This window comes from Mycobacterium sp. 012931 (assembly GCF_000419295.1).
Taxonomy (GTDB): domain Bacteria; phylum Actinomycetota; class Actinomycetes; order Mycobacteriales; family Mycobacteriaceae; genus Mycobacterium; species Mycobacterium marinum.
In genome coordinates this window covers 5,529,918-5,551,807 of record NZ_AOPX01000001.1, presented here as the reverse complement: position 1 = coordinate 5,551,807, position 21,890 = coordinate 5,529,918, and the positions used below count along the sequence as shown (strand labels likewise).

Genomic DNA, 21,890 nt, shown 5'->3' with positions numbered 1-21,890 from the left:
TATCGGGGGCTTATCGGTCATGGTCTGTTTATCGTTTCCCGGACCAGCCCGGCGGTCGCAACCAAATCGGACACCGAATGGTTCACATTGATGAAGAACCGAAGGCGGGTCGCATCCTTGGATACCGCGGGATACGTGATCGGAAATACTCGTATGCCATTGCGCATGAGTTCGTCATAAAATGCATAGACGCGGTTGAAATCGGCGATCACGGGAACAATGGGGGTGGTCTGGTTGGGCGTGTCCTGTCCTAATGCGCGCCGAAAAGATTCGCTTTTCATCTGTAGCTCCGAAACTAATTCCGGTCGATCTCTGAGTAGCTCTACCGCGCGCAGTGCGGCCGCGGCGAGCGGGCCGGGTAGCCCGGTGCTAAACACGAATCCAGGGCAATTGTATTTTAGATACATAATTAAGTCGGCCGACCCGGCGATGTATCCTCCGCAGCTGCCGAAAGTCTTGCTCAGCGTGCCCATCTGAATATCGACTACTTGGGGTGGCAGCCCGAAGTGTTCGGTGATGCCGCGGCCGGTCTTTCCGACCGTGCCGATGGCGTGTGCCTCGTCAACGAACAGCAGAAACCCGTACTTCTCCTTCAGCTCCGCGATCTCGGCGAGCGGTGGCAGGTCGCCGTCCATGCTGTAAAGGCCCTCGATGCACACCGCCACTCGTCCGGGATGGTCCTTGTGCTGCTCGAGTAGGGATGCGAGGGCGCCGACATCGTTGTGCGGGAAGTGCAGCGACCTGGCCCGTGCCAGCTTCACGCCGACGGCGATGCTGTTGTGGACCCAGTGGTCGCAGATGATCACGTCTTCCTCGGAGAGCAGGAAGCCGAGGGTGGAGACGTTCGTGTTGTATCCGCTGACGAAGGCGAGCGCTTTCTCCTGTCCCAGCAATTCGGCCAGGGCATTTTCCAGGGCGCTGTGAATGTCGAACTCGCCGGCGACAAGTCGGGAAGCGCCCGCGGAGCAGCCGTATCTTTGCGCCGCCGCGGTAGCGCCCTCTTTAACGCGGGGATCCGCACTCAGTCCTAAATAGTCATAGCAGGCAAAGTTGAGGACCGGTCCGTTGCTTCCCTCATATTTTGCGATGTTGCCGTGTGACAGGCTTTGAAAATACGGGTATTCGTCGGTAATGTCCTCGATGCGCTCCAGCAGCTCCATGGGCTCGTAGTAGCTTCGCAATTTCCATGTTGACACTGGCATTCTGATTCCTTGGGTCGCTCGGCCTGGGGTGGAGGCTGCGGAATATTTCTGGATCGAGGCGCAGTTCATCGGCGGCGGTTGCCGAATCCTGGAAACCAGCAGGCGGCCCGACGCGTGTATGTTAGCGAGACTAAAATTTTCGGTGCGGGTAATGGCGTGGTTGAGCTTAAGTGGAATTGTCCACATCGATATACGTTTCCGCACGATCCGACCTTGTGAATGTGCAAATTAGAATTAGTTTCGATTATTAGAAATCATTCGCTTCGCGGGATCTAACTTCACTCCGGACGCGCGCAATGCCGGGCAGCTGATTGGGTGATGGGGCCGGTGTCACCGGCCCGCACCCGCCTCACCCGATGCCGCTGCGGTACGGGCGTGCCGACCGGGCCGCGGTGTTGACCCGGTAGGTCGGTCCAACGCCGTACCCGGCCGTTATGGTGGGTGCCGTGACCCACTATGACGTCGTCGTCCTCGGAGCCGGTCCAGGCGGATACGTGGCGGCCATCCGTGCCGCACAACTTGGCCTGAACACCGCAATCGTCGAACCGAAGTACTGGGGCGGAGTCTGCCTCAACGTTGGCTGCATCCCGTCCAAGGCGCTGCTGCGCAACGCCGAACTTGCGCACATCTTCACCAAGGACGCCAAGGCTTTTGGCATCAGCGGCGAGGCCACCTTCGATTATGGTGTGGCGTTCGACCGCAGCCGGAAAGTGGCCGAGGGCCGCGTGGCCGGTGTGCACTTCCTGATGAAGAAGAACAAGATCACCGAGATCCACGGCTACGGGAAATTCACCGACGCCAACACGCTCTCGGTGGATCTCAATGACGGCGGTACCGAGAAGGTGACGTTCGACAACGCCATCATCGCCACCGGCAGTAGTACCCGGCTGGTGCCCGGCACCTCGCTGTCGACCAACGTGGTGACCTACGAAGAACAGATCCTGACCCGCGAATTGCCCAAGTCGATCATCATCGCCGGAGCCGGTGCCATTGGCATGGAGTTCGGCTACGTGCTGAAGAACTACGGCGTTGACGTCACCATCGTGGAGTTCCTGCCGCGCGCACTGCCCAACGAGGACGCCGAGGTGTCCAAGGAGATCGAGAGACAATTCAAGAAGCTGGGCGTCAAGATCCGGACCGGAACCAAGGTCGAGTCCATCTCCGACGATGGCTCTGCGGTCACGGTGGTCGTGAGCAAGGACGGTAAGTCCGAGGAACTCAAGGCCGACAAGGTATTGCAGGCCATTGGGTTCGCCCCGAATGTCGAGGGCTACGGGCTGGACAAGGCCGGTGTCGCGTTGACCGACCGCAAGGCCATCGGTATCGGCGAGTACATGCAGACCAGCGTCGGGCACATCTATGCGATCGGTGATGTCACCGGGCAGCTGATGCTGGCGCACGTGGCTGAGGCCATGGGGGTCGTGGCGGCCGAGACCATCGCCGGCGCTGAGACCCTGTCCCTGGGCGACTACCGCATGCTGCCGCGCGCCACGTTCTGCCAGCCGCAGGTAGCCAGCTTCGGGCTCACCGAACAGCAGGCGCGTGATGAGGGCTACGACGTCAAGGTTGCCAAGTTCCCATTCACGGCCAACGGAAAAGCCCATGGCCTGGGCGACCCCAGTGGCTTCGTCAAACTGGTGGCCGACGGCAAGCACGGCGAGCTGTTGGGTGGGCACCTGGTCGGACACGACGTGTCGGAGCTGTTGCCGGAGCTGACCTTGGCGCAGAAGTGGGACCTCACGGCAACAGAGTTGGCGCGCAACGTGCACACTCACCCGACGATGTCCGAGGCGCTACAGGAGTGCTTCCACGGCTTGGCCGGGCACATGATCAACTTCTGAGCATGATTCGCACCGAAGCGGTGTTGGGCGGGGCCGGCGGTGTGACCGCCGGCTACCTCCTGTGGCTGGTGGCCATATCGATCGGTGATGATCTCACGACGGTAGGTCAGTGGAGCCTGGTCATATTGCTGCTGTCGGGTCTGCTCGCGGTTGGTGCGGCGCTGGTGGGTTTGCTGATGCGCTGGCGTAACAGGTACGGCTGGTCGGCATTCGTGTTCGGCCTGCCCGTGCTGCCGGTGGTGCTGACCCTGGCCGTGCTGGCCGACATCTACTTCTGAGGCTTTCAGCTGTTGGTGCTGGTCAGAAGTGGGTTGCCGAGCCGATTTGGCGATCCACGTGGACAGGATTTCGCGGTGGGTTGCGGTGTGCGCGGATTGAGCCATGCCACCGCGGCGCCGCTGCGGCCTTCGTGCCGCCCCAGAGGCCGCTGATCACCGTCCAGGTAGACCAGCCCGGAGTCCCGCGAGCCGATCCGCACCCACTGGACCGGTAGCTATCCTCGCCGCGATGGGGTTGAACTACCGGTCCGGGGCGTCGGAATCCAGATTATTTATGTGGGTAATGCCCTACCGCTGGTCGCTTCGGTCAAGCCGTGTTCCCAGGCGGCCGGCAACATCGGCACTCGTGAACCATGGCCGGACTCGCCATTGCCCAGAATCGTCAGCCCCGCGGGCGATTGAACGGGTCGATTGACAGCGGTACCGGCAAAGCCCATTGCATTTTGCCCGGAAGCCACTTCCGGAACCTTGCCGATGGTCGGGGCAGGCATTGTAATTGACGCCAGCCCGGCGTCGGGCATGCCACCTAGCTGCCAATTATCTTCCGCTGCCGCAAGCTCGGTACCTGCGGTTTCTTGGCGTTGGTCGACGGACTTCGTCTCCAAACGTGTCTGGTCAGCAAGGTACTGGCCGATGCCGACCGGCAAGGCGATCGGCAACGTCGTCGCAAGCGCAATCGGTATTCCGATCAGCGAGCTGACGAGCGCAACTGGCAACAGGGCCGCCAAAAGCGGAGGCGTCACGATAATTATCGCGATAGCGATGTAAAACGCGAAGACGACCACAGAAAACGCGAGGGCAATAAGAATCGGGATGAGTAAAATTGCAAAAATTATTGTGCACGCGTTGATTGCGAAAACCAAGAAGAATGTTATCGCAATGAGGTTGATCAATATCGCAAGAATGATTTCGATAATATCCAACGGTTGTGCCAGTAGGGGGGGCGCGACGTTGGTGGCTGTGCCGATCTGGGTGTTGAGTATGGGCGGGGCTGGTGTGGTGTGGGGCATCGAGGCCAGCGTCGTGCCCGAGACGACTTGATAGGCACTCATGGTGGTGGCCGCTTGGACCCACATCCGCGCGTAGTCGGCTTCGTTGAGCGTGATGGGGATGGTGTTGAGCCCAAAGAAATTGGTCGCGACCAGCGCCGTGTGGGTGGTGTGGTTGGCGGTCAGCTCCGCCAGTGTCGGCATCGCAGCCAGCGCACTGGTGTAGGCCCCGGCCGCCACCTCGTGCTCGGCCGCCGTCGCCGCGTAGTCGGCGCTGGTGGTGGTCAGCCACGCCAAGTACGGCGCGTGCGCGTCGACATAGCTCTGCGCGCTGGTCCCCTGCCATGCTGCGGCCTGTACCCCGCCCAGCAAGGTGGTGAGTTCTTCTGCCGCCGAGGTGTGTTCGGCGCAAAGTGCCGTCCATGCCGTCGCGGCCTCGTGCAGGGGCCCGGGGCCCGGTCCCGCGCTGAGCAACGCCGAATGTACCTCCGGCGGCGAAGCCATCCAGACGGATGCTGTCACAGTATTCCTCCCGAAATTTGATCCGCCACTGAACATCTCCACGACCAACGCAAGATCAAGCGACGCCTACCAGGCAACGGCGTAGTGCGAGAACGGGTCTCCCTCGCGCCGCAGCGTCAGAATTGTCGTGGGGTGCTGAAATTTACCAGGGCGTAGATGAGACCGGTAACCGAGTCCCGTGGGCACGCGGGTCCCATCTTGTGGCGCCTGCTGCTGCTGTGCGCGACGGCCTAGCGGGGGTTGTCCAGCGGTACGCCAAGCGCGGTGATTGTCGCCGCCAACGCATCGTATTGGGTTGCCAGCAGGCAGAACTCGATCAACCGGCGGCGGTTGAGGTGAATCTCGAGCTGCTCCCAGGTGGCGGGTGTGACCGATCGGTTCTTGATCAGTTCGTCGGTGGCAGTGAGCAGCGCCTGTTGTCGGGAGCTGAGGACCCTTCGGGGGCCGTCTCCCTGCGGAGCGTCAGGCCACGCGAAGATCGTGGCCTGCGCCTGGGCGTCCAGCCCGGCGGCGCGCGCCATCCGGCGGTGATGCTGCAGCTCGTACTCGCAGGACCGCAGGTGCGCTACCCGCAGGATCACCAACTCGGTATCGATCCTCGGTAGCCGTCCGTGCAGCAGACGCCCCGAGTAGATCGCCCAAGTCCAGAACAGGTACTGCCGGTAGCCCAGCGCGGTGAACAAGTGCATTTCCGGCGCCCGGACCGAACGGGCGGCCAGCTTGGCCAGCGCCCAGTTGACGGGCCCGAGCTGGCGGATGCCGCCCGACGGGATGCGCGCGACCTGGTCCCCCGTCATGGCTGCTTCACCAGGTAGGGGGACACGGTGCTGCGATGCTCGTCGAGATCGAGTGCGCGCCCGAGGGCGGGGAATGCCCGTTGGGGACAGTTGTCGCGTTCGCAGACTCTGCAACCGGCGCCGATCGGCGTGGCCGCGATATTCGGATCGCCGGACAAATCGAGTCCTTCCGAGTAGACGAGCCGGTGCGCGTGGCGAAGTTCGCAACCCAACCCGATCGCGAACGTTTTACCCGGCTGACCATACCGGGCTGCGCGACGCTCGACGGTCCGGGCCACCCACATGTAGTTACGGCCATCGGGCATCTGCGCGATCTGCACCAGGATTTTGCCCGGGTTGGCGAAGGTCTCATAGACGTTCCACAGCGGGCAGGTTCCGCCGCTGGAAGAGAAGTGAAAACCCGTGGCGGACTGCCGTTTTGACATGTTGCCGGCACGGTCGACCCGGATGAACGAAAACGGGACGCCGCGCATCGACGGTCGCTGCAGCGTCGAGAGCCGGTGCGCGATGGTTTCATAGCTCACCGAGTAGAACGCCGACAGCCGCTCGACGTCGTAGCGGAAATTCTCGGCGACGTCATGAAACTGGCGGTAGGGCAGTACCGCGGCCGCGGCGAAGTAGTTGGCCAGTCCGAGGCGCGCCAGCGTGCGTGACTCATCACTGGTGAACTTGCCGTCGGTCACCATGGCGTCGATCAGATCGCCGAACTCGAGATAGGCGAGCTCGGCGGCCATCTTGAACACCTGCTGGCCCGAGGCGAGGTGATTGCTGATTTCCAGCGTCTTGGTCGCGGGGTCGAAGCGATGCAGCACCGTGTCGCCCAGATCGATCCGTCTGGTGATTCGCACGCCGTGCACCTCGGTGAGGCGGCGCGTCAGCTCGCTGCGCAGATCGCCATGGTGCAACCGCATCTGGATTGTCAGATCCTCGGCCGCGGCGTCGAGCTCGTGCAGATAGTTCTGGCGTTGGTAGAAGTAGTCGCGCACCTCTTCGTGGGGCATGGTGATCGACCCGGTACCGCTGCCGTCGGAGTAGCGCTCCTCGGTAGCGGCGGCCAGCTGTGCGGTGGTGATTCGGTAGCGGCGGTGCAGGTTGACCATCGCGCGGGCCAGGCTGGGATGCGCGCTGACCATTTCGGCGACTTCGGTCGGGTCGACGCTGATGTCCAGATCCCGGTCCATCGTCACCTCGCGTAGCTCGGCGACCAGCCGAGTGTCGTCTTGCGAGGAGAAGAAGGTGGCGTCGACTCCGAATACCTCAGTAATGCGCAGCAGCACCGCGACCGTCAGTGGGCGAACGTCGTGCTCGATCTGGTTGAGGTAGCTCGGCGAGATTTCCAGTAGCTGGGCGAGCGCGGCCTGGCTGAAGCCCCGCTCGTTACGGAGCTGGCGGACCCGCGAGCCGACGAACGTCTTGGACACGCAAGCGAGCCTAGTGAGACAGGTCGGGTCATGTGAAGGCCTGGTTAGCAGAGTTGGCACGCCGACGGGGACAGGTAGTCGATTGGTGTTTCCGGTGCGTCGTTGGCATGATTCGCAACGAGACTCCCAGGGATTAGCTGGGGTTCACGCTAGGAGGAAACGGGGAGTTAAGCCGTGAGCCTGGACAAAGAAATGATGCCGGTGCCGGACGGTCACCCTTCGGTGTTCGATCGTGAGTGGCCGCTGCGCGTCGGCGATATCAACCGCACCGGAAGGTTGCGGTTGGACGCGGCATGCCGGCACATCCAGGACATCGGTCAAGACCAGCTGCGGGAGATGGGTTTCGAGGAAACCCATCCACTCTGGATCGTTCGGCGCACCATGGTCGACCTGATCCGCCCCATCGAATTCCAGGACATGCTGCGGTGTCGGCGTTGGTGTTCGGGAACCTCCAACCGGTGGTGTGAGATGCGTGTTCGCATCGATGGCCGCAAAGGCGGGCTGATCGAGTCGGAGGCGTTCTGGATCCACGTTAATAAGGAAACCGAGATGCCGGCGCGCATTGCCGACGACTTCCTGGCGAGTCTGCACAAGACCACCGCCGTGGAGCGGCTTCGCTGGAAGGGCTACCTCAAGCCCGGTAGCCGCGACGATGCAACCGAGATACACGAGTTCCCGGTCCGGGTCACCGACATCGACCTGTTCGATCACATGAACAACTCCGTGTACTGGAGCGTGATCGAGGACTACCTGGCCTGCCACAGCGAGTTGCTGCAGGCGCCGCTGCGAGTCACCATCGAGCATGAGGCGCCGGTCGCGCTGGGCGACAAGCTCGAGATCATTTCGCACGTTCACCCGGCCGGCTCCACCGATAAGTTCGGCCCGGGCCTGACCGACCGCACTGTTACAACTCTCACATATGCGGTTGGCGACGAGACGAAAGCCGTCGCCGGACTCTTCTCGCTTTAACCGGACAAGCGTACGGGTAAATCCCCTTTGATCTGCGAATTTTAGTTACTGGCGGGTAGCTTCTGTAACGGTTCAGTAATCACCCGACTTCGCAAGCTTTGCAAAATGGCCGGAAGTCGTAGCCGAAATTTGCAAGTGAAATGGGTGGACCAGGGGGAATGGGCTATGTCATGGTCGTGTTAGCACACGAGTGAAGTTGAGCCCACGGAGAACTTTCTAGATGTCTTCTAGAAGCTCTCTAGGCCGCCGCCCGGCGGTGGTGGTCTCAGAAATTCAGCAATGTAGTGACCGTAAAAGGAGCCGTCCAATGTCTGTCGTTGGCACCCCGAAGAGCGCTGAGCAGATCCAGCACGACTGGGACCACAACCCCCGGTGGAAGGGCATCACCCGCACCTACACCCCGCAAGACGTCGTCGCCCTGCAGGGCCACGTCGTCGAGGAGCACACCCTGGCCCGTCGCGGCTCCGAGGTGCTCTGGGAGCAGCTGCACGACATGGACTTCGTCAACGCGCTGGGCGCGCTGACCGGCAACATGGCCGTCCAGCAGGTGCGTGCCGGCCTGAAGGCCATCTACCTGTCGGGTTGGCAGGTCGCCGGTGACGCCAACCTTTCCGGCCACACCTACCCGGACCAGAGCCTGTACCCCGCCAACTCGGTGCCGCAGGTCGTCCGTCGTATCAACAACGCGCTGCTGCGCGCTGACGAGATCGCCAAGGTCGAGAACGACCGCTCGGTCGACAACTGGCTGGTGCCGATCGTCGCCGACGGTGAGGCCGGCTTCGGTGGTGCGCTCAACGTCTACGAGCTGCAGAAGGCCATGATCGCCGCCGGTGTCGCCGGTTCGCACTGGGAGGACCAGCTGGCCTCGGAGAAGAAGTGTGGCCACCTGGGCGGCAAGGTGCTGATCCCCACCCAGCAGCACATCCGGACCCTGACCTCGGCCCGTTTGGCAGCCGACGTTGCCGATGTCCCGACCGTGGTCATCGCCCGGACTGACGCCGAAGCGGCCACCCTGATCACCTCCGACGTTGACGAGCGGGACCGCCCGTTCATCACCGGCGAGCGCACCAAGGAAGGCTTCTACCGGATCAAGAACGGTCTGGAGCCCTGCATCGCCCGCGCCAAGGCCTACGCGCCCTTCTCCGACCTGATCTGGATGGAGACCGGCACCCCGGACCTGAAGCTGGCCAAGCAGTTCGCCGAGGGCGTCAAGGCGGAGTTCCCCGACCAGATGCTCGCCTACAACTGCTCGCCGTCCTTCAACTGGAAGAAGCACCTCGACGACGAGACCATCGCCAAGTTCCAGAAGGAGCTGGGTGCGATGGGCTTCAAGTTCCAGTTCATCACCCTGGCCGGCTTCCACGCCCTGAACTACTCGATGTTCGATCTGGCCTACGGCTACGCCCGCAACCAGATGTCGGCCTACGTCGAGCTGCAGGAGCGGGAGTTCGCCGCCGAGGAGCGCGGCTACACCGCAACCAAGCACCAGCGTGAGGTGGGTGCCGGTTACTTCGACCGCATCGCCACCACGGTGGACCCGACCTCGTCGACCACCGCGCTTGCCGGTTCGACCGAAGAGGGCCAGTTCCACTGAGCTGACTGATTGCCGAGCAGACGCAGACTCGCACTTCTGCAGCGCAGTTGATGTGAGTTTGTGTCTGCTCGCCAGGGAAGTTGACAGCGTAGGCCCCGCCCAGCCAACCTGGGCGGGGCCTATTGCAATGCGTCACAAAATCGATTCGCGGGAGAGAAAATAGATGGGCAGCGATGCAGCAATCCAGCGAGTAGGGGTTGTCGGTGCCGGACAGATGGGATCCGGCATTGCGGAGGTCTCGGTGCGTGCCGGCGTCGAAGTCACGGTGTTCGAGACCACCGAGGCGTTGATCACCGCGGGCCGCAACCGCATCGTCAAGTCGCTGGAGCGTGGCGTCAGCTCAGGCAAGGTCACCGAGCGTGAGCGTGACCGCGCCCTGAGCCGGCTGACGTTCACCACCGACCTGAATGACCTGGCCGACCGGCAGCTGGTGATCGAGGCCATCATCGAGGACGAGGCCGTCAAGACGAAGGTCTTTGCCGACCTCGACCGCGTGGTCACCGATCCTGACGCGGTGCTGGCGTCGAACACGTCGAGCATCCCGATCATGAAGGTTGCCGCGGCCACCAAGAATCCGCGGCGAGTGCTGGGGCTGCACTTCTTTAATCCGGTACCGGTGCTTCCGCTGGTCGAGTTGGTCAGCACGCTGGTCACCGACGAAGCCGCCGTGGCTCGCACCGAGGAGTTTGCTAGCGCGGTGCTCGGGAAACAGGTGGTGCGCTGTTCGGATCGCTCCGGCTTTGTGGTGAACGCACTCCTGGTGCCGTATCTGCTGTCGGCGATCCGCATGGTGGAGGCCGGATTCGCTACCGTCGAAGACGTCGACAAAGCGGTTGTTGCCGGGCTGTCTCATCCAATGGGCCCGCTGCGGCTTTCCGATCTTGTCGGCTTGGATACCCTGAAGTTGATTGCCGACAAGATGTTTGAGGAATTCAAGGAACCGCATTATGGTCCGCCGCCACTGTTGTTACGCATGGTAGAGGCGGGTCAGTTGGGTAAGAAGTCGGGCCAAGGTTTTTATACCTACTGAAATTTCCAGCTGCCTCACATGCGGCTCACGTGAAGGTCACAGCCCCGAGGTGGCGTCGTTGCAGTCGTGTGACAGGCGTTTTGAACATCGGGTAGTATTTGCCCCGGATCGACAGATGAGAGGTAGTTTTCCGGAATGACCGAGCTGAGGCCGTTTTACGAAGAATCGCAATCAATCTACGACGTTTCGGATGAGTTCTTCGCGCTATTTCTAGACCCGACGATGGCGTACACCTGTGCGTACTTCGAGCGGGACGACATGACGCTGGAGGAGGCGTCCAACGCGAAGTTTGACTTGGCGCTGGGCAAGCTGAACCTCGAGCCCGGGATGACTTTGCTCGACATCGGCTGCGGCTGGGGCGGCGCGCTGCAGCGGGCGGTAGAGAAGTATGACGTCAACGTCATCGGTATCACGCTGAGTCGCAATCAATTCGAGTACAGCAAGGCCAAGATGGCCAAGATTCCCACCGAGCGCACCGTCGAGGTGCGGCTGCAGGGATGGGAAGAATTTGAGGACAAGGTCGACCGCATCGTCACCATCGGCGCTTTCGAAGCGTTCAAGATGGAGCGCTACGCGGCCTTCTTCGAGCGCTCGTACGACATTCTCCCCGACGACGGCCGGATGCTGCTGCACACGATTCTCACCTATACGCAGAAACAGCTTCATGAGATGGGCGTCAAGGTGACGATGAGTGACGTCCGATTCATGCGATTCATCGGCCAAGAGATATTTCCCGGCGGACAGTTGCCGGCGCAGGAAGATATTTTCAATTTTGCGCAGGCGGCCGGATTTTCCGTTGAAAGAGCGCAATTGCTGCAGCAGCATTACGCGCGGACGCTCAACATCTGGGCGGCGAATCTGGAGGCCAGGAAGGAAGAGGCCATCGCCATGCAGTCCCAGGAGATCTACGACAAGTACATGCACTACCTGACGGGATGCGAGAACTTCTTCCGCAAGGGCATCAGCAACGTGGGGCAGTTCACCTTGGTCAAGTAGGTCACCCAGACCTGGAAGTACGCGGTACGCCCGGCGGATGATTCCGTCGGGCGTTTCTGCGTCAATTGGGGGGTGTCAGACGGGTCAAGCTGGGGCGGCGGGGCCGCGGCGCGATACACCAAGACACTCGCAAGCGCTCATGCGGCCGGCGCACGGCCCGTTCCCGACAACGCCAACGCCAAGCCGCCGATCGCGTCCCGCGGAACGCGACCGGGCGGCTAGCCGGTGTGGCTACTTCTCCAAAGTGAACTGATCGATGTCGGTGTAGCCCTGGCGGAACAGCTTCGCGCAACCCGTGAGGTACTTCATGTAGCGGTCGTAGACCTTCTGCGACTGGATGGCGATGGCCTCTTCCTTCTTGGCTTCCAGCGCGGCGGCCCAGATTTCCAGCGTCCGTGCGTAGTGCAGTTGCAGCGACTGCACCCGAGTCACCTTGAAGCCCGCCGCGGTCGCGTGCTCTTCGACCGTCGGGATTGTTGGCAGCCAGCCGCCGGGGAAGATCTCGGCGAGGATGAATTGTGAGAAGTGCACGATTTCGTGGGTCAGCGTCAGCCCCTTCGCCCGGGCCTCCTTGAAGGTGGGGCGGGCGATGGTGTGCAGCAACATGATTCCGTCGGCCGGCAGCGCTTGGTAGGCCATCTTGAAAAAGTGCGCGTAGCGCAGGCGGCCGAAGTGTTCGAAGGCGCCGATCGAGACGATGCGGTCGACGGGCTCGTCGAACTTCTCCCACCCTTCCAGCAGCACCCGACGGCTGCGGGAGGTGTCGATCTGGTCGAACATCTGCTGAACGTGGGCGGCCTGGTTCTCCGACAACGTCAGGCCGACAACATTGACGTCGTACTTCTCAATGGCACGCCGCATCGTGGCGCCCCAGCCGCAGCCGATGTCCAGCAAAGTCATCCCGGGCTCGAGGTTCAGTTTGCCCAGCGCCAGATCGATCTTGGCGATCTGCGCCTGCTCGAGGGTCATGTCGTCACGCTCGAAATATGCGCAGCTATAGGTCTGGCTCGGGTCGAGAAATAGCCGGAAGAAATCGTCAGACAAATCGTAATGGGCTTGCACATTGCCAAAATGCGGCGTGAGCTGGACGGACATAGTGATGGAGCCTTTCTGTTCCACAGGGCTTAGCTCAGCGCACGCTGGCGTGCCCCCCGGTTGCCCCCATGAATGGTAGCTGCTTTACAGCGGTACAGAACCCACGCCGGTATCCGGCGGATATCGCGGATGCCTGGTAGGAGGCTAGGCAGTTGCCTAGTCGTCCACCCGTGGGGGCACGATCGGCGACGGGTGCGGCTGGTCACGGAACTTCTCCAGAGAGCCGCCGGCCTCCACGATGCCGCACAGTGCGCTCCAGCTCAGCATTGTCAGGTAGTCGATGAGTTCGTCGCTGGTCATCCGCGGGTCCGACATCCAGGAGTGGGTAGCCAGCTGCACACCGCCGACGATCAGGTATGCCCACGGTTCCACGCCGCCGGTGTCCATCCCGGCCTCGGCCATGCGCCGGCGCAGCATCACCGCGAGCATGCGGGCGATGATGCGCTCCGAGTCGGCGATGACTTTGCTCTTGCTGGCCGAGCTGTTGGCCATCACGAACCGATACGGTTCCGGTTCGGCGGCGACGGTTTCGACATAGACCCGGATGATCTCGCGAGCCAGGTCGAAGCCGTCCAGGTTGGAGGACAGCGCTGCCGCCATGTTGGGGATCAAGGTGGTTTGCGCAAAGCGCATTATCACCGCGGTCGTCAGATCGTTCTTGTCGACGAAGTAGCGGTAGAGGACCGTCTTGGAGACCCCGATCTCGGCCGCGATCTCATCCATGCTCAGGAAGCGGCCGTGTCGGCGGATCGCGACGATCGTGCCGTCGACAAGCTCGTTGCGCCGCTCCACCTTGTGTTGGTGCCAGCGCCGCTTGCGACCATCTGTTTTCCCCGTCATAGCCGGGATACGCTCTACCACTTTCTGCTGGTTTCCACTTACTAGACGCCCTTGATACTACGGCTTGTGCAGTTACATATGGCGCATCGGCGGTGCGTGCGCGAGGCCCCACAACAGTGCAGTCACACTAACCCGTGGCAGTTATAGCGGATGATGGTGTGGTGGCACACAGAGCCGAGCCTTCGAGTTCGCCGCCGGCATCGATACACCGGATGTCTTTTGCTGAGTCGTTCGCCGGCGCCGATCCGCAGGAAGATGCGGCCCGGCGGGTGGGCCTGCGTCGGATGAAACTGGTGGCGCTGGGGTTCCTCGTCGGCGCCACCATCGTGTTCCTGGCATGTCGGTGGGTGCAGGCTCAAGGTGGGGCGCCGCTGTGGGTCGGTTACCTCGGTGCCGCCGCGGAGGCCGGCATGGTCGGTGCGCTGGCCGACTGGTTCGCGGTGACGGCGCTGTTCAAGCATCCACTGGGGATCCCGATCCCGCACACCGCAATCATCAAACGCAAGAAAGACCAGCTGGGCGAGGGGCTGGGCACGTTCGTCCGGGAGAACTTCCTGTCGGCCCCGGTGGTGGAAACCAAGTTGCGCGATGCGCAGGTCCCCGGCCGGCTGGGGAAATGGCTCGCGGATTCCGGGCATGCCCAACGGGTGGCGGCCGAGGCCGCCACGGTGCTGCGGGTGCTGATGGAGCTACTGCGCGACGATGACGTCCAGCACGTGATCGACCGGATGATCGTGCGTCGTATCGCCGAGCCGCAGTGGGGTCCGCCGGTGGGGCGGGTGCTGCAGACCGTCCTGGCCGAGAACCGGCAGGAAGCCCTGATCCAGCTGCTGGCCGACCGTGCCTTTCAGTGGTCACTGAACGCGGGGGTGATCATTCAGCGGGTGGTCGAGCGCGACTCGCCAACGTGGTCGCCGCGATTCGTCGACCACATGGTTGGCGACCGCATCCACCGCGAGTTGATGGATTTCACCGACAAAGTTCGGCGCAACCCCGATCACGAACTGCGCCGTTCGGCGACCCGCTTCCTGTTCGAGTTCGCTGACGATCTCCAGCACGATCCGAGCACCATTGCGCGCGCCGACACCATCAAAGACCAGTTGATGGCCCGCGACGAGGTCGCCAATGCCGCGGCGACCGCATGGAAAACCATCAAGCGGCTGGTGCTCGAGGGCGTTGACGACCCGTCCAGCGTCTTGCGCAGCCGGATCGCCGAAACGGTGGTCCGAATCGGCGAATCACTGCGCGACGACGGCGAGCTGCGCGACAAGGTGGACGACTGGATGGTGCGGGCGGCGCAGCACTTGGTCTCGCAGTATGGGGTCGAGATCACGGCAATCATCACCGAGACGATCGAGCGTTGGGACGCCGAGGAAGCCAGTCGGCGCATCGAACTACACGTCGGCCGTGACCTGCAGTTTATTCGGATCAACGGCACGGTTGTGGGGGCGCTGGCCGGTTTGGTGATCTTCGCTATCGCGCACTTGCTGTTCTGAGGGTGCTAACAAGCGCTTGCAAAAGCAAGCACCTCTCCGTACCCTTGGGTGCGTAAACGACTACCACTAGCGAGGGAGTGCACCGATGCCGGGGGAGGAAAAGCTGGGCGCCAAGGTGTCCGCGGTGTCCTCTAAGGCCTCCGATATTGGCAGCTTCATCAGGACGCAACGCGAGAATGCGCACGTCTCGATGCGGCAGCTTGCGGAGCGCTCCGGTGTCAGCAATCCTTACCTGAGCCAAGTCGAGCGTGGGCTGCGCAAGCCGTCCGCTGATGTCTTGGCCCAGATTGCGAAGGCGCTGCGGGTATCCGCCGAGGTCCTTTATGTGCGTGCCGGGATTCTCGAACCGAGCGAGACCAGCCAGGTGCGTGACGTCATCATCACCGACACGGCCATCACCGAGCGTCAAAAGCAAATTCTGTTGGATATCTATGCGTCGTTTACCCAGCAGAACGAAGCCGTCCGTGAGGAGTGTTCGAGCCCATCTGAAATTGACGATTGATTAAGTGGTCGGCCGCCAGATGTGAGATTGGCGACGTCTAGAGCGCCGGCCGTCGGGTAACTCAATAGGGATAGACGTTGCGAATGCGCCGTCGAGTACGCGTCTGCGGGTTTGTGTGACCGGCAATCGCGAACCGCGGGAACGGGTTCTGACCAGCGAAAAATCAGGCCTGTATTGGCAACTGGAAACTGGACCGTCCACCGATCCGACGACTCAGGAGGTTCCCCGCAATCCGCGCGCTACGGCAATCCGTGGGTCTTGACTATTCCCCCAGAGGAGCCGACGCATGCCCCAACTTCCATTTCAAGTCTCGATAGCGCCAATAACGACAAACAATCCATGAAAGGAAACAACATGGCTGAAAACACGAACATCGAGGACCTGCGGGCGCCGCTGCTTGCCGCGCTCGGTGCCGCCGACCTGGCTCTGGCCACCGTCAACGACCTGATCGCCAACCTGCGTGACCGCGCCGAAGAGACCCGCACCGACACCCGTAGCCGGGTCGAGGAGAGCCGCGCTCGCCTGACCAAGCTGCAGGAGGACCTGCCGGAGCAGTTCACCGAACTGCGTGAGCGTTTCACCTCCGACGAGCTCCGCAAGGCTGCCGAGGGTTACCTGGAGGCCGCCACCGGCCGGTACAACGACTTGGTTCAGCGCGGCGAGGCCGCCCTGGAGCGGTTGCGTAGCCAGCCGGCCTTCGAGGACGTGTCGGCTCGCGCCGAGGGTTACGTGGACCAGGCTGTGGAGCTGACCCAGGAGGCGCTGGGCACCGTCGCGACGCAGACCCGCGCCGTCGGTGAGCGCGCCGCCAAGCTGGTCGGCATCGAGCTGCCGAAGAAGGAAGAACTCGAGGCTCCCGCCAAGAAGGCTCCCGCCAAGAAGGCTCCGGCCGCCAAGAAGGCGCCTGCCAAGAAGGCTCCGGCCAAGAAGGTCACCCAGAAGTGATCCGGGCCGAGCTCGGCTCGGACCGATAACATTCACGATTCGACTCCGAGTCGCCCAGTCGGGCGGCTCGGAGTCGGCGTTTTTGGCCCGCGAGTCGCCGGTAAGGCGGCTCGGAGTCGACGTTTTGGCCAATGCCCGCATAGTCTTTAGGGGTGAGCCAACTCGTAGGTACCGTCCTGTTGGTCCTGCAGATCGCCGTCCTGGTAACGGCCGTGTACGCGTTTGTGCATGCAGCGATGCAGCGGCCTGATGCCTATACCGCCGCTGACAAGCTGACCAAGCCGGTGTGGTTGGTGATTCTCGGCGCGGCTGTGGCACTGACCTCCATCCTGGGCTTCGTCTTCGGCGTGCTCGGGATGGCGATAGCCGCGTGTGCGGCCGGGGTCTATCTGGTCGACGTGCGGCCCAAGCTGCTCGAGATTCAGGGCAAATCCCGCTAGCCGGATGAAAGTCCTGTTGGCCGCGCCAGTCGCGGTGCTTATCGCCATGCTGAGCGCGCCTGATGCTGCGGCCGATGCGGGTGCCGGAGATGCCAGCGCCGCGCAGCCAGTTCATTCGCCGCCGTTCGTGGACCACACCGAATGGGCGCAGTGGGGGTCATTGCGGGGCCTGCGCGTGTTCCCGACGTCGGCCGGGCGCGCGGCCGCCAGCCAGTTCGGCATGACCGCCGCGGCCGCGGAGGAGGCGTGGGCGGAGGTACTGGCGTTGGCTCCGGAGGCCGACACCCCTGGCATGCGGGCACAGTTCGTCTGTCACTGGGATTTCGCCGAGGTCGCAGCACCCGGCAAGAGCAGCTGGAATCTCGAGCCGTGGCGCCCGGTGGTCGATGACGCCGAGATGTTTGCCTCAGGCTGCAATCCGGGCGGCCCTGAAGAGGCCGAACTTTCACGGGCGGTTGTGTCGTCTGCAGACGGGGGTCAGTCTTGATGCCGGGTCAACCAACCCGAGACCAGGTGGCGGCGTTGGTGGATCACACCCTGCTCAAGCCCGAGGCTACTGCCGCCGATGTGGTGGCCCTGGTGGCAGAAGCCGCCGACCTCGGCGTTTACGCGGTCTGCGTTTCGCCGTCGATGGTGCCCGCCGCGGTCTCGGCCGGCGGCGTCCGGGTAGCCACGGTGGCGGGTTTCCCGTCGGGCAAGCATGCCTCGGCGATCAAGGCGCATGAGGCGGCGCTTGCCGTTGCCTGCGGTGCCGTTGAGGTCGACATGGTCATCGATGTCGGTGCCGCGCTGGACGGGCACCTCGATGCGGTGCGGTCCGACATCGAGGCGGTGCGTTGCGCGACCTCCGGGGCGGTGCTGAAGGTGATCGTTGAGTCGGCGGCGCTATTGGGTCTGGCCGACGAGTCCACGCTGATCGGCGTGTGCCGGGTCGCCGAGGACGCCGGAGCGGACTTCGTCAAGACGTCTACCGGCTTTCATCCCGCAGGCGGCGCCTCGACGCGCGCCGTCGAAGTGATGGCCAGCGCCGTCGGCGGACGACTCGGGGTCAAGGCCAGCGGCGGCATCCGGACCGCCACCGACGCGGTCGCGATGCTCAGTGCCGGTGCAACCAGGCTGGGCCTGTCCGGCACCCGAGCGGTCCTCGAGGGGCTCGGCCAGAACTGATCTGCGGTTACACCGCGCTCAGAGGTTGGCGAAACAGGGATTCTGGCTACCGGTCGGGATGGTGGCGTTGCGGGTGGAGAAGTGGCTGACCACACCGGTCGTGGTGACTTGAACGCTGTCCGCGTGGATCCCCAGCGGATAGTTCCTGGTCAAGTCTGCGGTGAAGTCGTTCAGTGTCGACTGCACCGCTTCCTTCGGCAGTGAGAAGCCCAGCGTATTGAAGCTCACGATCTGCAGCTCCAACCCCTTGCCGGACACCACTGGCCTGGCGATGATGTCGTTGAGCATGCCCTTGAGTTCGATGGTGCCGTCGGCGGGGTGTGTCACCACGCTGTTGGTGACGAACTCGCCGAGGATCGGGATCGCGTTCTGCACCGATTCCTTGATGCCATCCGATGTCCAGGAAATGGTGGCATCCAGTGCTCCAAGTGTGCCCGCGGAGTTCGGCGTGCTCTTGAGATGGACATCTTGAATGCTGATTCGAAGCTTCATGCCCTTGGCGTCACGCACCTGGTTGCCCGCCGTCTCGACCGTGATGTTGGTGAAGTGGCGGGTTGCCAACTGCCACAACAACAGGGGCGCCACGCCGAACGACGCGGTGGCCTTGTCTTTGACCTCACATGCCACCGCGGCGGCAACCTTGCCGTTGGCGACATGGCGAGCGTAGAGCTCGCTGGCGATCACGCCGGCGAGGACCAGCGAGAACACGATGATCAGAATCAAAAAGATGGATAGTGGGTCCCGGCGTGAGCGTCGTTTGCGCGTTCCCGCCAGCGGCTCTTCCTCTGGCGTGGCAACCGACGTCGTCTTACTGGCGCTCGAGGCGGGCGGAGAAGTGGATTCCGGCCGCCGCGAATCGGCGTTGCTGGCGGCGATGGGCTCCGTCTGCTGCGGGCCGATGCCGGCCATCGTCGGCGGCTCTTGCTGGGGGTTGGCGGGCTCGCCCGAACGGAACGGCCCACCAGACGGGTCAACCGGGGACGGGGCCCGGCCAAGGGGGCCTTGATTGCTGGGACGCGACCAAGTCGACGGGCCCTCGTTGGGTGGGCCTTGCGGGTTCGTCACCTACGCGATTGTGCCTTATCAGTCTGAGTGAAGCGCGATTGGTTGCGCAGCATTCCTATGTTGTCGCGTGCCGCACCTACCTTGGCGAGGTCGATGTCGGCGACAACGAGTTGCGGGTCCGACCCCGCTGACGCCACCACTTCACCCAGCGGGGAGGCGACCAGGCTGCCGCCCACCCCTCGCGGTGCACCGGAACCTCCGCCCGGATCCGACGCGGTGTCTCCCGGGTCGGCCTGACCCGCCGCGGCCACATAACTGGCCGAATCCAGGGCCCTGGCGCGGGCCAGTAGCGTCCACTGGTCAAGTTTGCCAGGGCCTGAGCCCCAGGAGGCGCTGACCACGATCAGTTCGGCGCCGCGCCGAGCCAGCTCGGTGTAGAGGGCCGGAAAGCGGATGTCGTAGCAAACTGTCAAACCGACCTGGACGTCGTCGACCGTGACCACTACCGGCTCGTGTCCCGGCGCGACGGTACGCGACTCGGCAAAGCCGAAGGCGTCGTAGAGGTGGATCTTGTGGTAGTGGTCATCTGGCTGATTCGGTGCGCCCGGACCCGCTGCGAACAGTGTGTTTGATACCCGTCCGGCATCGGCGGGGGTAAACATCCCCGCCACCACCGTTATTCCGGTCTGGGCGGCGATCCGGCGCACTCCGTTGGCCCAGGGGCCGTCCAGGGGCTGTGCGACGGGTCCCAACGGGACGCCGAACCGGCACATGGTCGCTTCGGGGAACACCACCAGCCTGGCGCCGGCATCCGCCGCCCGCTCGGCATAGTCACGCACCAGCTCAAGATTTGCTGTTGGGTCAGTGCCACTGAGAATCTGTGCCAGCGCGATTCGCATAGCAGCCAGCTTAGGACCCCTGGAAGCGGGTCAGAGGCCGCCAGGGTGGCCGCCCGTGCCGCCGGAGCTGCCTCTATTGCCTACTGGCGCCTTACTGGAGCCGCCGCTGCCGCCCGCAACCTGTTGGCCGTTCAAGGTGCTGGCGCCGCCCTTGCCGCCGGTGCCTCCGCTGCGGCCGACGCCACCGCCAGTGTCACCGCCCTTACCGCCGTCGCCGCCGTATCCGCCGTATCCGGCGTTGCCAAGGCCGCCGGTGCCCCCCATACCGCCACCACCGCCGAAGCCGGTGCTGGAACCGCCGTCTCCGCCGCGACCAGCATTGCCTCCCGTGGCACCGATACCGCCGTTACCGCCGTTGCCCCCCGCTGCCGGCAACGCTTTCGAGATCGGTGGCGCCCCCGCCTTTGCCGCCGTTACCCCCAACGCCACCAGTGGAGGTGCCGTTACCGCCGCCGCCGCCGGTGCCGCCGGCGCCGCCGGTGGCTTGGAAACCGTCAGCTGCGCCGCCGGCGCCGCCGCGACCCCCGGTGCCTCCGGTGGTACCAGAGCCGCCAGCGCCGCACCGCCGTCAAAGCCGGCCGGGTGGGCGGTGGTGCCAGCGCTGCCGCTGCCGCCGTCGCCGCCGTCGCCGCCGTTGCCGCTGATGGGGCTGTAGCCGCCGAGGCCGCTGAGTCCGATGGTCTCGCCGATTCCGCCTTTACCGCCGGCCCCGCCGACCCCGGGGTAGCCGCCGTTGCCGCCGTCACCACCGTCGCCGCCGTCGCCGGCCAGGGCCCCACCGTTGCCCCCGTACCCGCCGGCGCCGCCGGCGCTGCCGGCGCTGCCGTCGGTGCCCGAGCCCCCTGGGGTGATCGCGGTCAGCCCGCGTGTTCCGTTGACACCGTCACCGCCGTCACCGCCGTCGCCGCCGTCGCCGCCGTTGCCGTAGGCCCCGCCGTTACCTCCGGTCCCGCCGGCCCCGCCGGCGATATCGACCGCACCCCGCCCGCCGTTTCCGCCGCTTCCGCCGTCCCCGCCGCTGGTGGGGCTGTGCCCGCCCAGGCCGGTGAGTCCGGTGCTGGAGCCGACACCGCCCGTGCCGCCGGCCCCACCGGCCGGCGCCGCCGCGACCCCCGGTGCCTCCGGTGGTACCAGAGCCGCCAGCGCCGCCGTCGCCGCCGCTGCCGCCGGTGGCTTGGAAACCGCCACCTGCGCCGCCGGTGCCCCCGTCACCCCCAGCGCCGGCGATCACACCGTTGCCGCCCTCGCCGCCCTTGCCGCCGTTGCCGCCGTTGGGGTTGACAGTGTTAAGGGTCCCGACGCCGTTGCCGCCGTTGCCCCCGGCGCCGCCATCACCTCTGATCGCGCCGTCGCCCCCGTCGCCCCCGTCGCCCCCGTTGCCCCCGTTGCCGGCGTTGCCGCCGCTGCCGCCGTTGCCTCTGACCACGCCGTTTCCGCCGCTGCCGCCGTTACCGCCGTCGCCGCCGTTGTTGAAACCGTTGCCACCGGCGCCGCCGCGCCCGCCGGCGCCACCGGTGGCACCGGTACCACCGTCGCCGCCGCTGCCGCCGTTGCCTCCAGCGATATTTGACCCGTTGCCGTGCCCTCCATCGCCGCCGTTGCCGCCGTTGCCCCCCAAGCCGGTGACCACGGTGCCGTTGCCGGCGTTGCCGCCCTTGCCGCCGTTGCCGCCGTTGCCGCCGTTGCTGCCGTTGCTGCCGTTGCTGCCGTTGTCGCCGTTGTCGCCGTTGTCGCCGTTGTCGCCGTTGCCGCCGTTGCCGCCGGTGCCCCTGATGGTGCCGCCGCCGCCGAAGCCGCCGTTGCCGCCGTTGCCGCCGATGCCACCACTGCCGCCGTTGCCGCCCTTGCCCCCGGTGCCGCCG

The 21,890-nt window shown here is 64.2% G+C and carries 21 protein-coding genes; 12 read left to right on the top strand and 9 right to left on the bottom strand.

What is annotated here, in order from left to right; translation table 11 throughout:
• Nucleotides 1-17: 17 nt before the first annotated feature.
• On the bottom strand, nucleotides 18-1,160 hold the full coding sequence (locus MMSP_RS24325) for an aminotransferase class I/II-fold pyridoxal phosphate-dependent enzyme (RefSeq protein WP_235065834.1): 1,143 nt from the start codon (nucleotides 1,158-1,160) through the stop codon (nucleotides 18-20).
• A 488-nt stretch (nucleotides 1,161-1,648) separates the two neighbouring features.
• On the opposite strand from MMSP_RS24325, the gene lpdA reads away from it, so the two are divergent.
• On the top strand, nucleotides 1,649-3,043 hold the full coding sequence (gene lpdA / locus MMSP_RS24320) for a dihydrolipoyl dehydrogenase (protein ID WP_015354438.1): 1,395 nt from the start codon (nucleotides 1,649-1,651) through the stop codon (nucleotides 3,041-3,043).
• 2 nt (nucleotides 3,044-3,045) lie between these two features.
• Nucleotides 3,046-3,321 (top strand): hypothetical protein, encoded by a 276-nt coding sequence (locus tag MMSP_RS24315; protein ID WP_011740227.1) that lies wholly within the window; start codon nucleotides 3,046-3,048, stop codon nucleotides 3,319-3,321.
• A gap of 272 nt (nucleotides 3,322-3,593) precedes the next feature.
• On the opposite strand, the gene MMSP_RS24305 is transcribed toward MMSP_RS24315, so the two are convergent.
• The 3 genes from MMSP_RS24305 to ramB form a co-directional block, all read right to left on the bottom strand.
• Nucleotides 3,594-4,832, bottom strand: coding sequence for a PPE family protein (locus MMSP_RS24305; protein ID WP_020788734.1), 1,239 nt, complete (start codon nucleotides 4,830-4,832; stop codon nucleotides 3,594-3,596).
• 230 nt (nucleotides 4,833-5,062) lie between these two features.
• Nucleotides 5,063-5,629 (bottom strand): carboxymuconolactone decarboxylase family protein, encoded by a 567-nt coding sequence (locus MMSP_RS24300; RefSeq protein ID WP_012392733.1) that lies wholly within the window; start codon nucleotides 5,627-5,629, stop codon nucleotides 5,063-5,065.
• On the bottom strand, nucleotides 5,626-7,050 hold the full coding sequence (gene ramB, locus MMSP_RS24295; RefSeq protein WP_012392734.1) for an acetate metabolism transcriptional regulator RamB: 1,425 nt from the start codon (nucleotides 7,048-7,050) through the stop codon (nucleotides 5,626-5,628). The genes MMSP_RS24300 and ramB overlap by 4 nt, the downstream gene beginning before the upstream one ends.
• A gap of 174 nt (nucleotides 7,051-7,224) precedes the next feature.
• Here ramB and MMSP_RS24290 point away from each other — a divergent pair, with 174 nt between their 5' ends.
• The 4 genes from MMSP_RS24290 (at nucleotide 7,225) to MMSP_RS24275 (ending at nucleotide 11,639) form a co-directional block, all read left to right on the top strand.
• The gene (locus tag MMSP_RS24290; protein ID WP_015354445.1) at nucleotides 7,225-8,019 is read left to right on the top strand and encodes an acyl-[acyl-carrier-protein] thioesterase; all 795 of its coding nucleotides are present in this window, start codon (nucleotides 7,225-7,227) and stop codon (nucleotides 8,017-8,019) included.
• 307 nt (nucleotides 8,020-8,326) lie between these two features.
• Nucleotides 8,327-9,613, top strand: coding sequence for an isocitrate lyase (gene aceA / locus MMSP_RS24285; RefSeq protein WP_012392736.1), 1,287 nt, complete (start codon nucleotides 8,327-8,329; stop codon nucleotides 9,611-9,613).
• 163 nt (nucleotides 9,614-9,776) lie between these two features.
• Nucleotides 9,777-10,643: a 3-hydroxybutyryl-CoA dehydrogenase gene (locus MMSP_RS24280; RefSeq protein WP_012392737.1), complete on the top strand. Its 867-nt coding sequence runs from the start codon at nucleotides 9,777-9,779 to the stop codon at nucleotides 10,641-10,643.
• 135 nt (nucleotides 10,644-10,778) lie between these two features.
• The gene (locus tag MMSP_RS24275) at nucleotides 10,779-11,639 is read left to right on the top strand and encodes a cyclopropane mycolic acid synthase family methyltransferase (RefSeq protein ID WP_020788733.1); all 861 of its coding nucleotides are present in this window, start codon (nucleotides 10,779-10,781) and stop codon (nucleotides 11,637-11,639) included.
• A 231-nt stretch (nucleotides 11,640-11,870) separates the two neighbouring features.
• Here the strand turns inward: MMSP_RS24275 and pcaA are convergent, their stop codons facing one another.
• Entirely contained in the window at nucleotides 11,871-12,734 is an 864-nt protein-coding gene (gene pcaA, locus MMSP_RS24270; RefSeq protein WP_011742094.1) for a cyclopropane mycolic acid synthase PcaA, read from the bottom strand.
• 156 nt (nucleotides 12,735-12,890) lie between these two features.
• The gene (locus MMSP_RS24265) at nucleotides 12,891-13,595 is read right to left on the bottom strand and encodes a TetR/AcrR family transcriptional regulator (protein ID WP_084472644.1); all 705 of its coding nucleotides are present in this window, start codon (nucleotides 13,593-13,595) and stop codon (nucleotides 12,891-12,893) included.
• A 137-nt stretch (nucleotides 13,596-13,732) separates the two neighbouring features.
• Between MMSP_RS24265 and MMSP_RS24260 the strand changes: the two genes are divergently transcribed.
• The 6 genes from MMSP_RS24260 to deoC all read left to right on the top strand — a co-directional run bounded on the left by MMSP_RS24260 (nucleotide 13,733) and on the right by deoC (nucleotide 18,124).
• Entirely contained in the window at nucleotides 13,733-15,070 is a 1,338-nt protein-coding gene (locus MMSP_RS24260; RefSeq protein WP_020788731.1) for a DUF445 domain-containing protein, read from the top strand.
• 85 nt (nucleotides 15,071-15,155) lie between these two features.
• Complete coding sequence (gene hbhR, locus MMSP_RS24255; protein ID WP_012392742.1) at nucleotides 15,156-15,572, top strand: transcriptional regulator HbhR; 417 nt, start codon at nucleotides 15,156-15,158, stop codon at nucleotides 15,570-15,572.
• A 354-nt stretch (nucleotides 15,573-15,926) separates the two neighbouring features.
• Nucleotides 15,927-16,517 (top strand): heparin-binding hemagglutinin HbhA, encoded by a 591-nt coding sequence (gene hbhA, locus MMSP_RS24250; protein WP_020788730.1) that lies wholly within the window; start codon nucleotides 15,927-15,929, stop codon nucleotides 16,515-16,517.
• Between the two features lie 152 nt (nucleotides 16,518-16,669).
• The gene (locus tag MMSP_RS24245; protein WP_015354451.1) at nucleotides 16,670-16,957 is read left to right on the top strand and encodes a DUF2516 family protein; all 288 of its coding nucleotides are present in this window, start codon (nucleotides 16,670-16,672) and stop codon (nucleotides 16,955-16,957) included.
• Between the two features lie 4 nt (nucleotides 16,958-16,961).
• Nucleotides 16,962-17,444, top strand: a complete 483-nt coding sequence (locus tag MMSP_RS24240) for a DUF2599 domain-containing protein (protein WP_020788728.1) — start codon at nucleotides 16,962-16,964, stop codon at nucleotides 17,442-17,444.
• The gene (gene deoC, locus MMSP_RS24235; protein WP_020788727.1) at nucleotides 17,444-18,124 is read left to right on the top strand and encodes a deoxyribose-phosphate aldolase; all 681 of its coding nucleotides are present in this window, start codon (nucleotides 17,444-17,446) and stop codon (nucleotides 18,122-18,124) included. The genes MMSP_RS24240 and deoC overlap by 1 nt, the downstream gene beginning before the upstream one ends.
• A gap of 18 nt (nucleotides 18,125-18,142) precedes the next feature.
• Here the strand turns inward: deoC and MMSP_RS24230 are convergent, their stop codons facing one another.
• The 3 genes from MMSP_RS24230 to MMSP_RS29660 are packed head-to-tail and all read right to left on the bottom strand — an operon-like array spanning nucleotide 18,143 to nucleotide 21,216.
• Nucleotides 18,143-19,189, bottom strand: coding sequence for a DUF2993 domain-containing protein (locus MMSP_RS24230; protein ID WP_174524118.1), 1,047 nt, complete (start codon nucleotides 19,187-19,189; stop codon nucleotides 18,143-18,145).
• On the bottom strand, nucleotides 19,186-20,028 hold the full coding sequence (locus MMSP_RS24225; protein ID WP_020788726.1) for a carbon-nitrogen hydrolase family protein: 843 nt from the start codon (nucleotides 20,026-20,028) through the stop codon (nucleotides 19,186-19,188). The genes MMSP_RS24230 and MMSP_RS24225 overlap by 4 nt, the downstream gene beginning before the upstream one ends.
• 30 nt (nucleotides 20,029-20,058) lie before the next feature.
• The gene (locus tag MMSP_RS29660) at nucleotides 20,059-21,216 is read right to left on the bottom strand and encodes a hypothetical protein (RefSeq protein WP_304412623.1); all 1,158 of its coding nucleotides are present in this window, start codon (nucleotides 21,214-21,216) and stop codon (nucleotides 20,059-20,061) included.
• Between the last annotated feature and the right edge of the window lie 674 nt (nucleotides 21,217-21,890).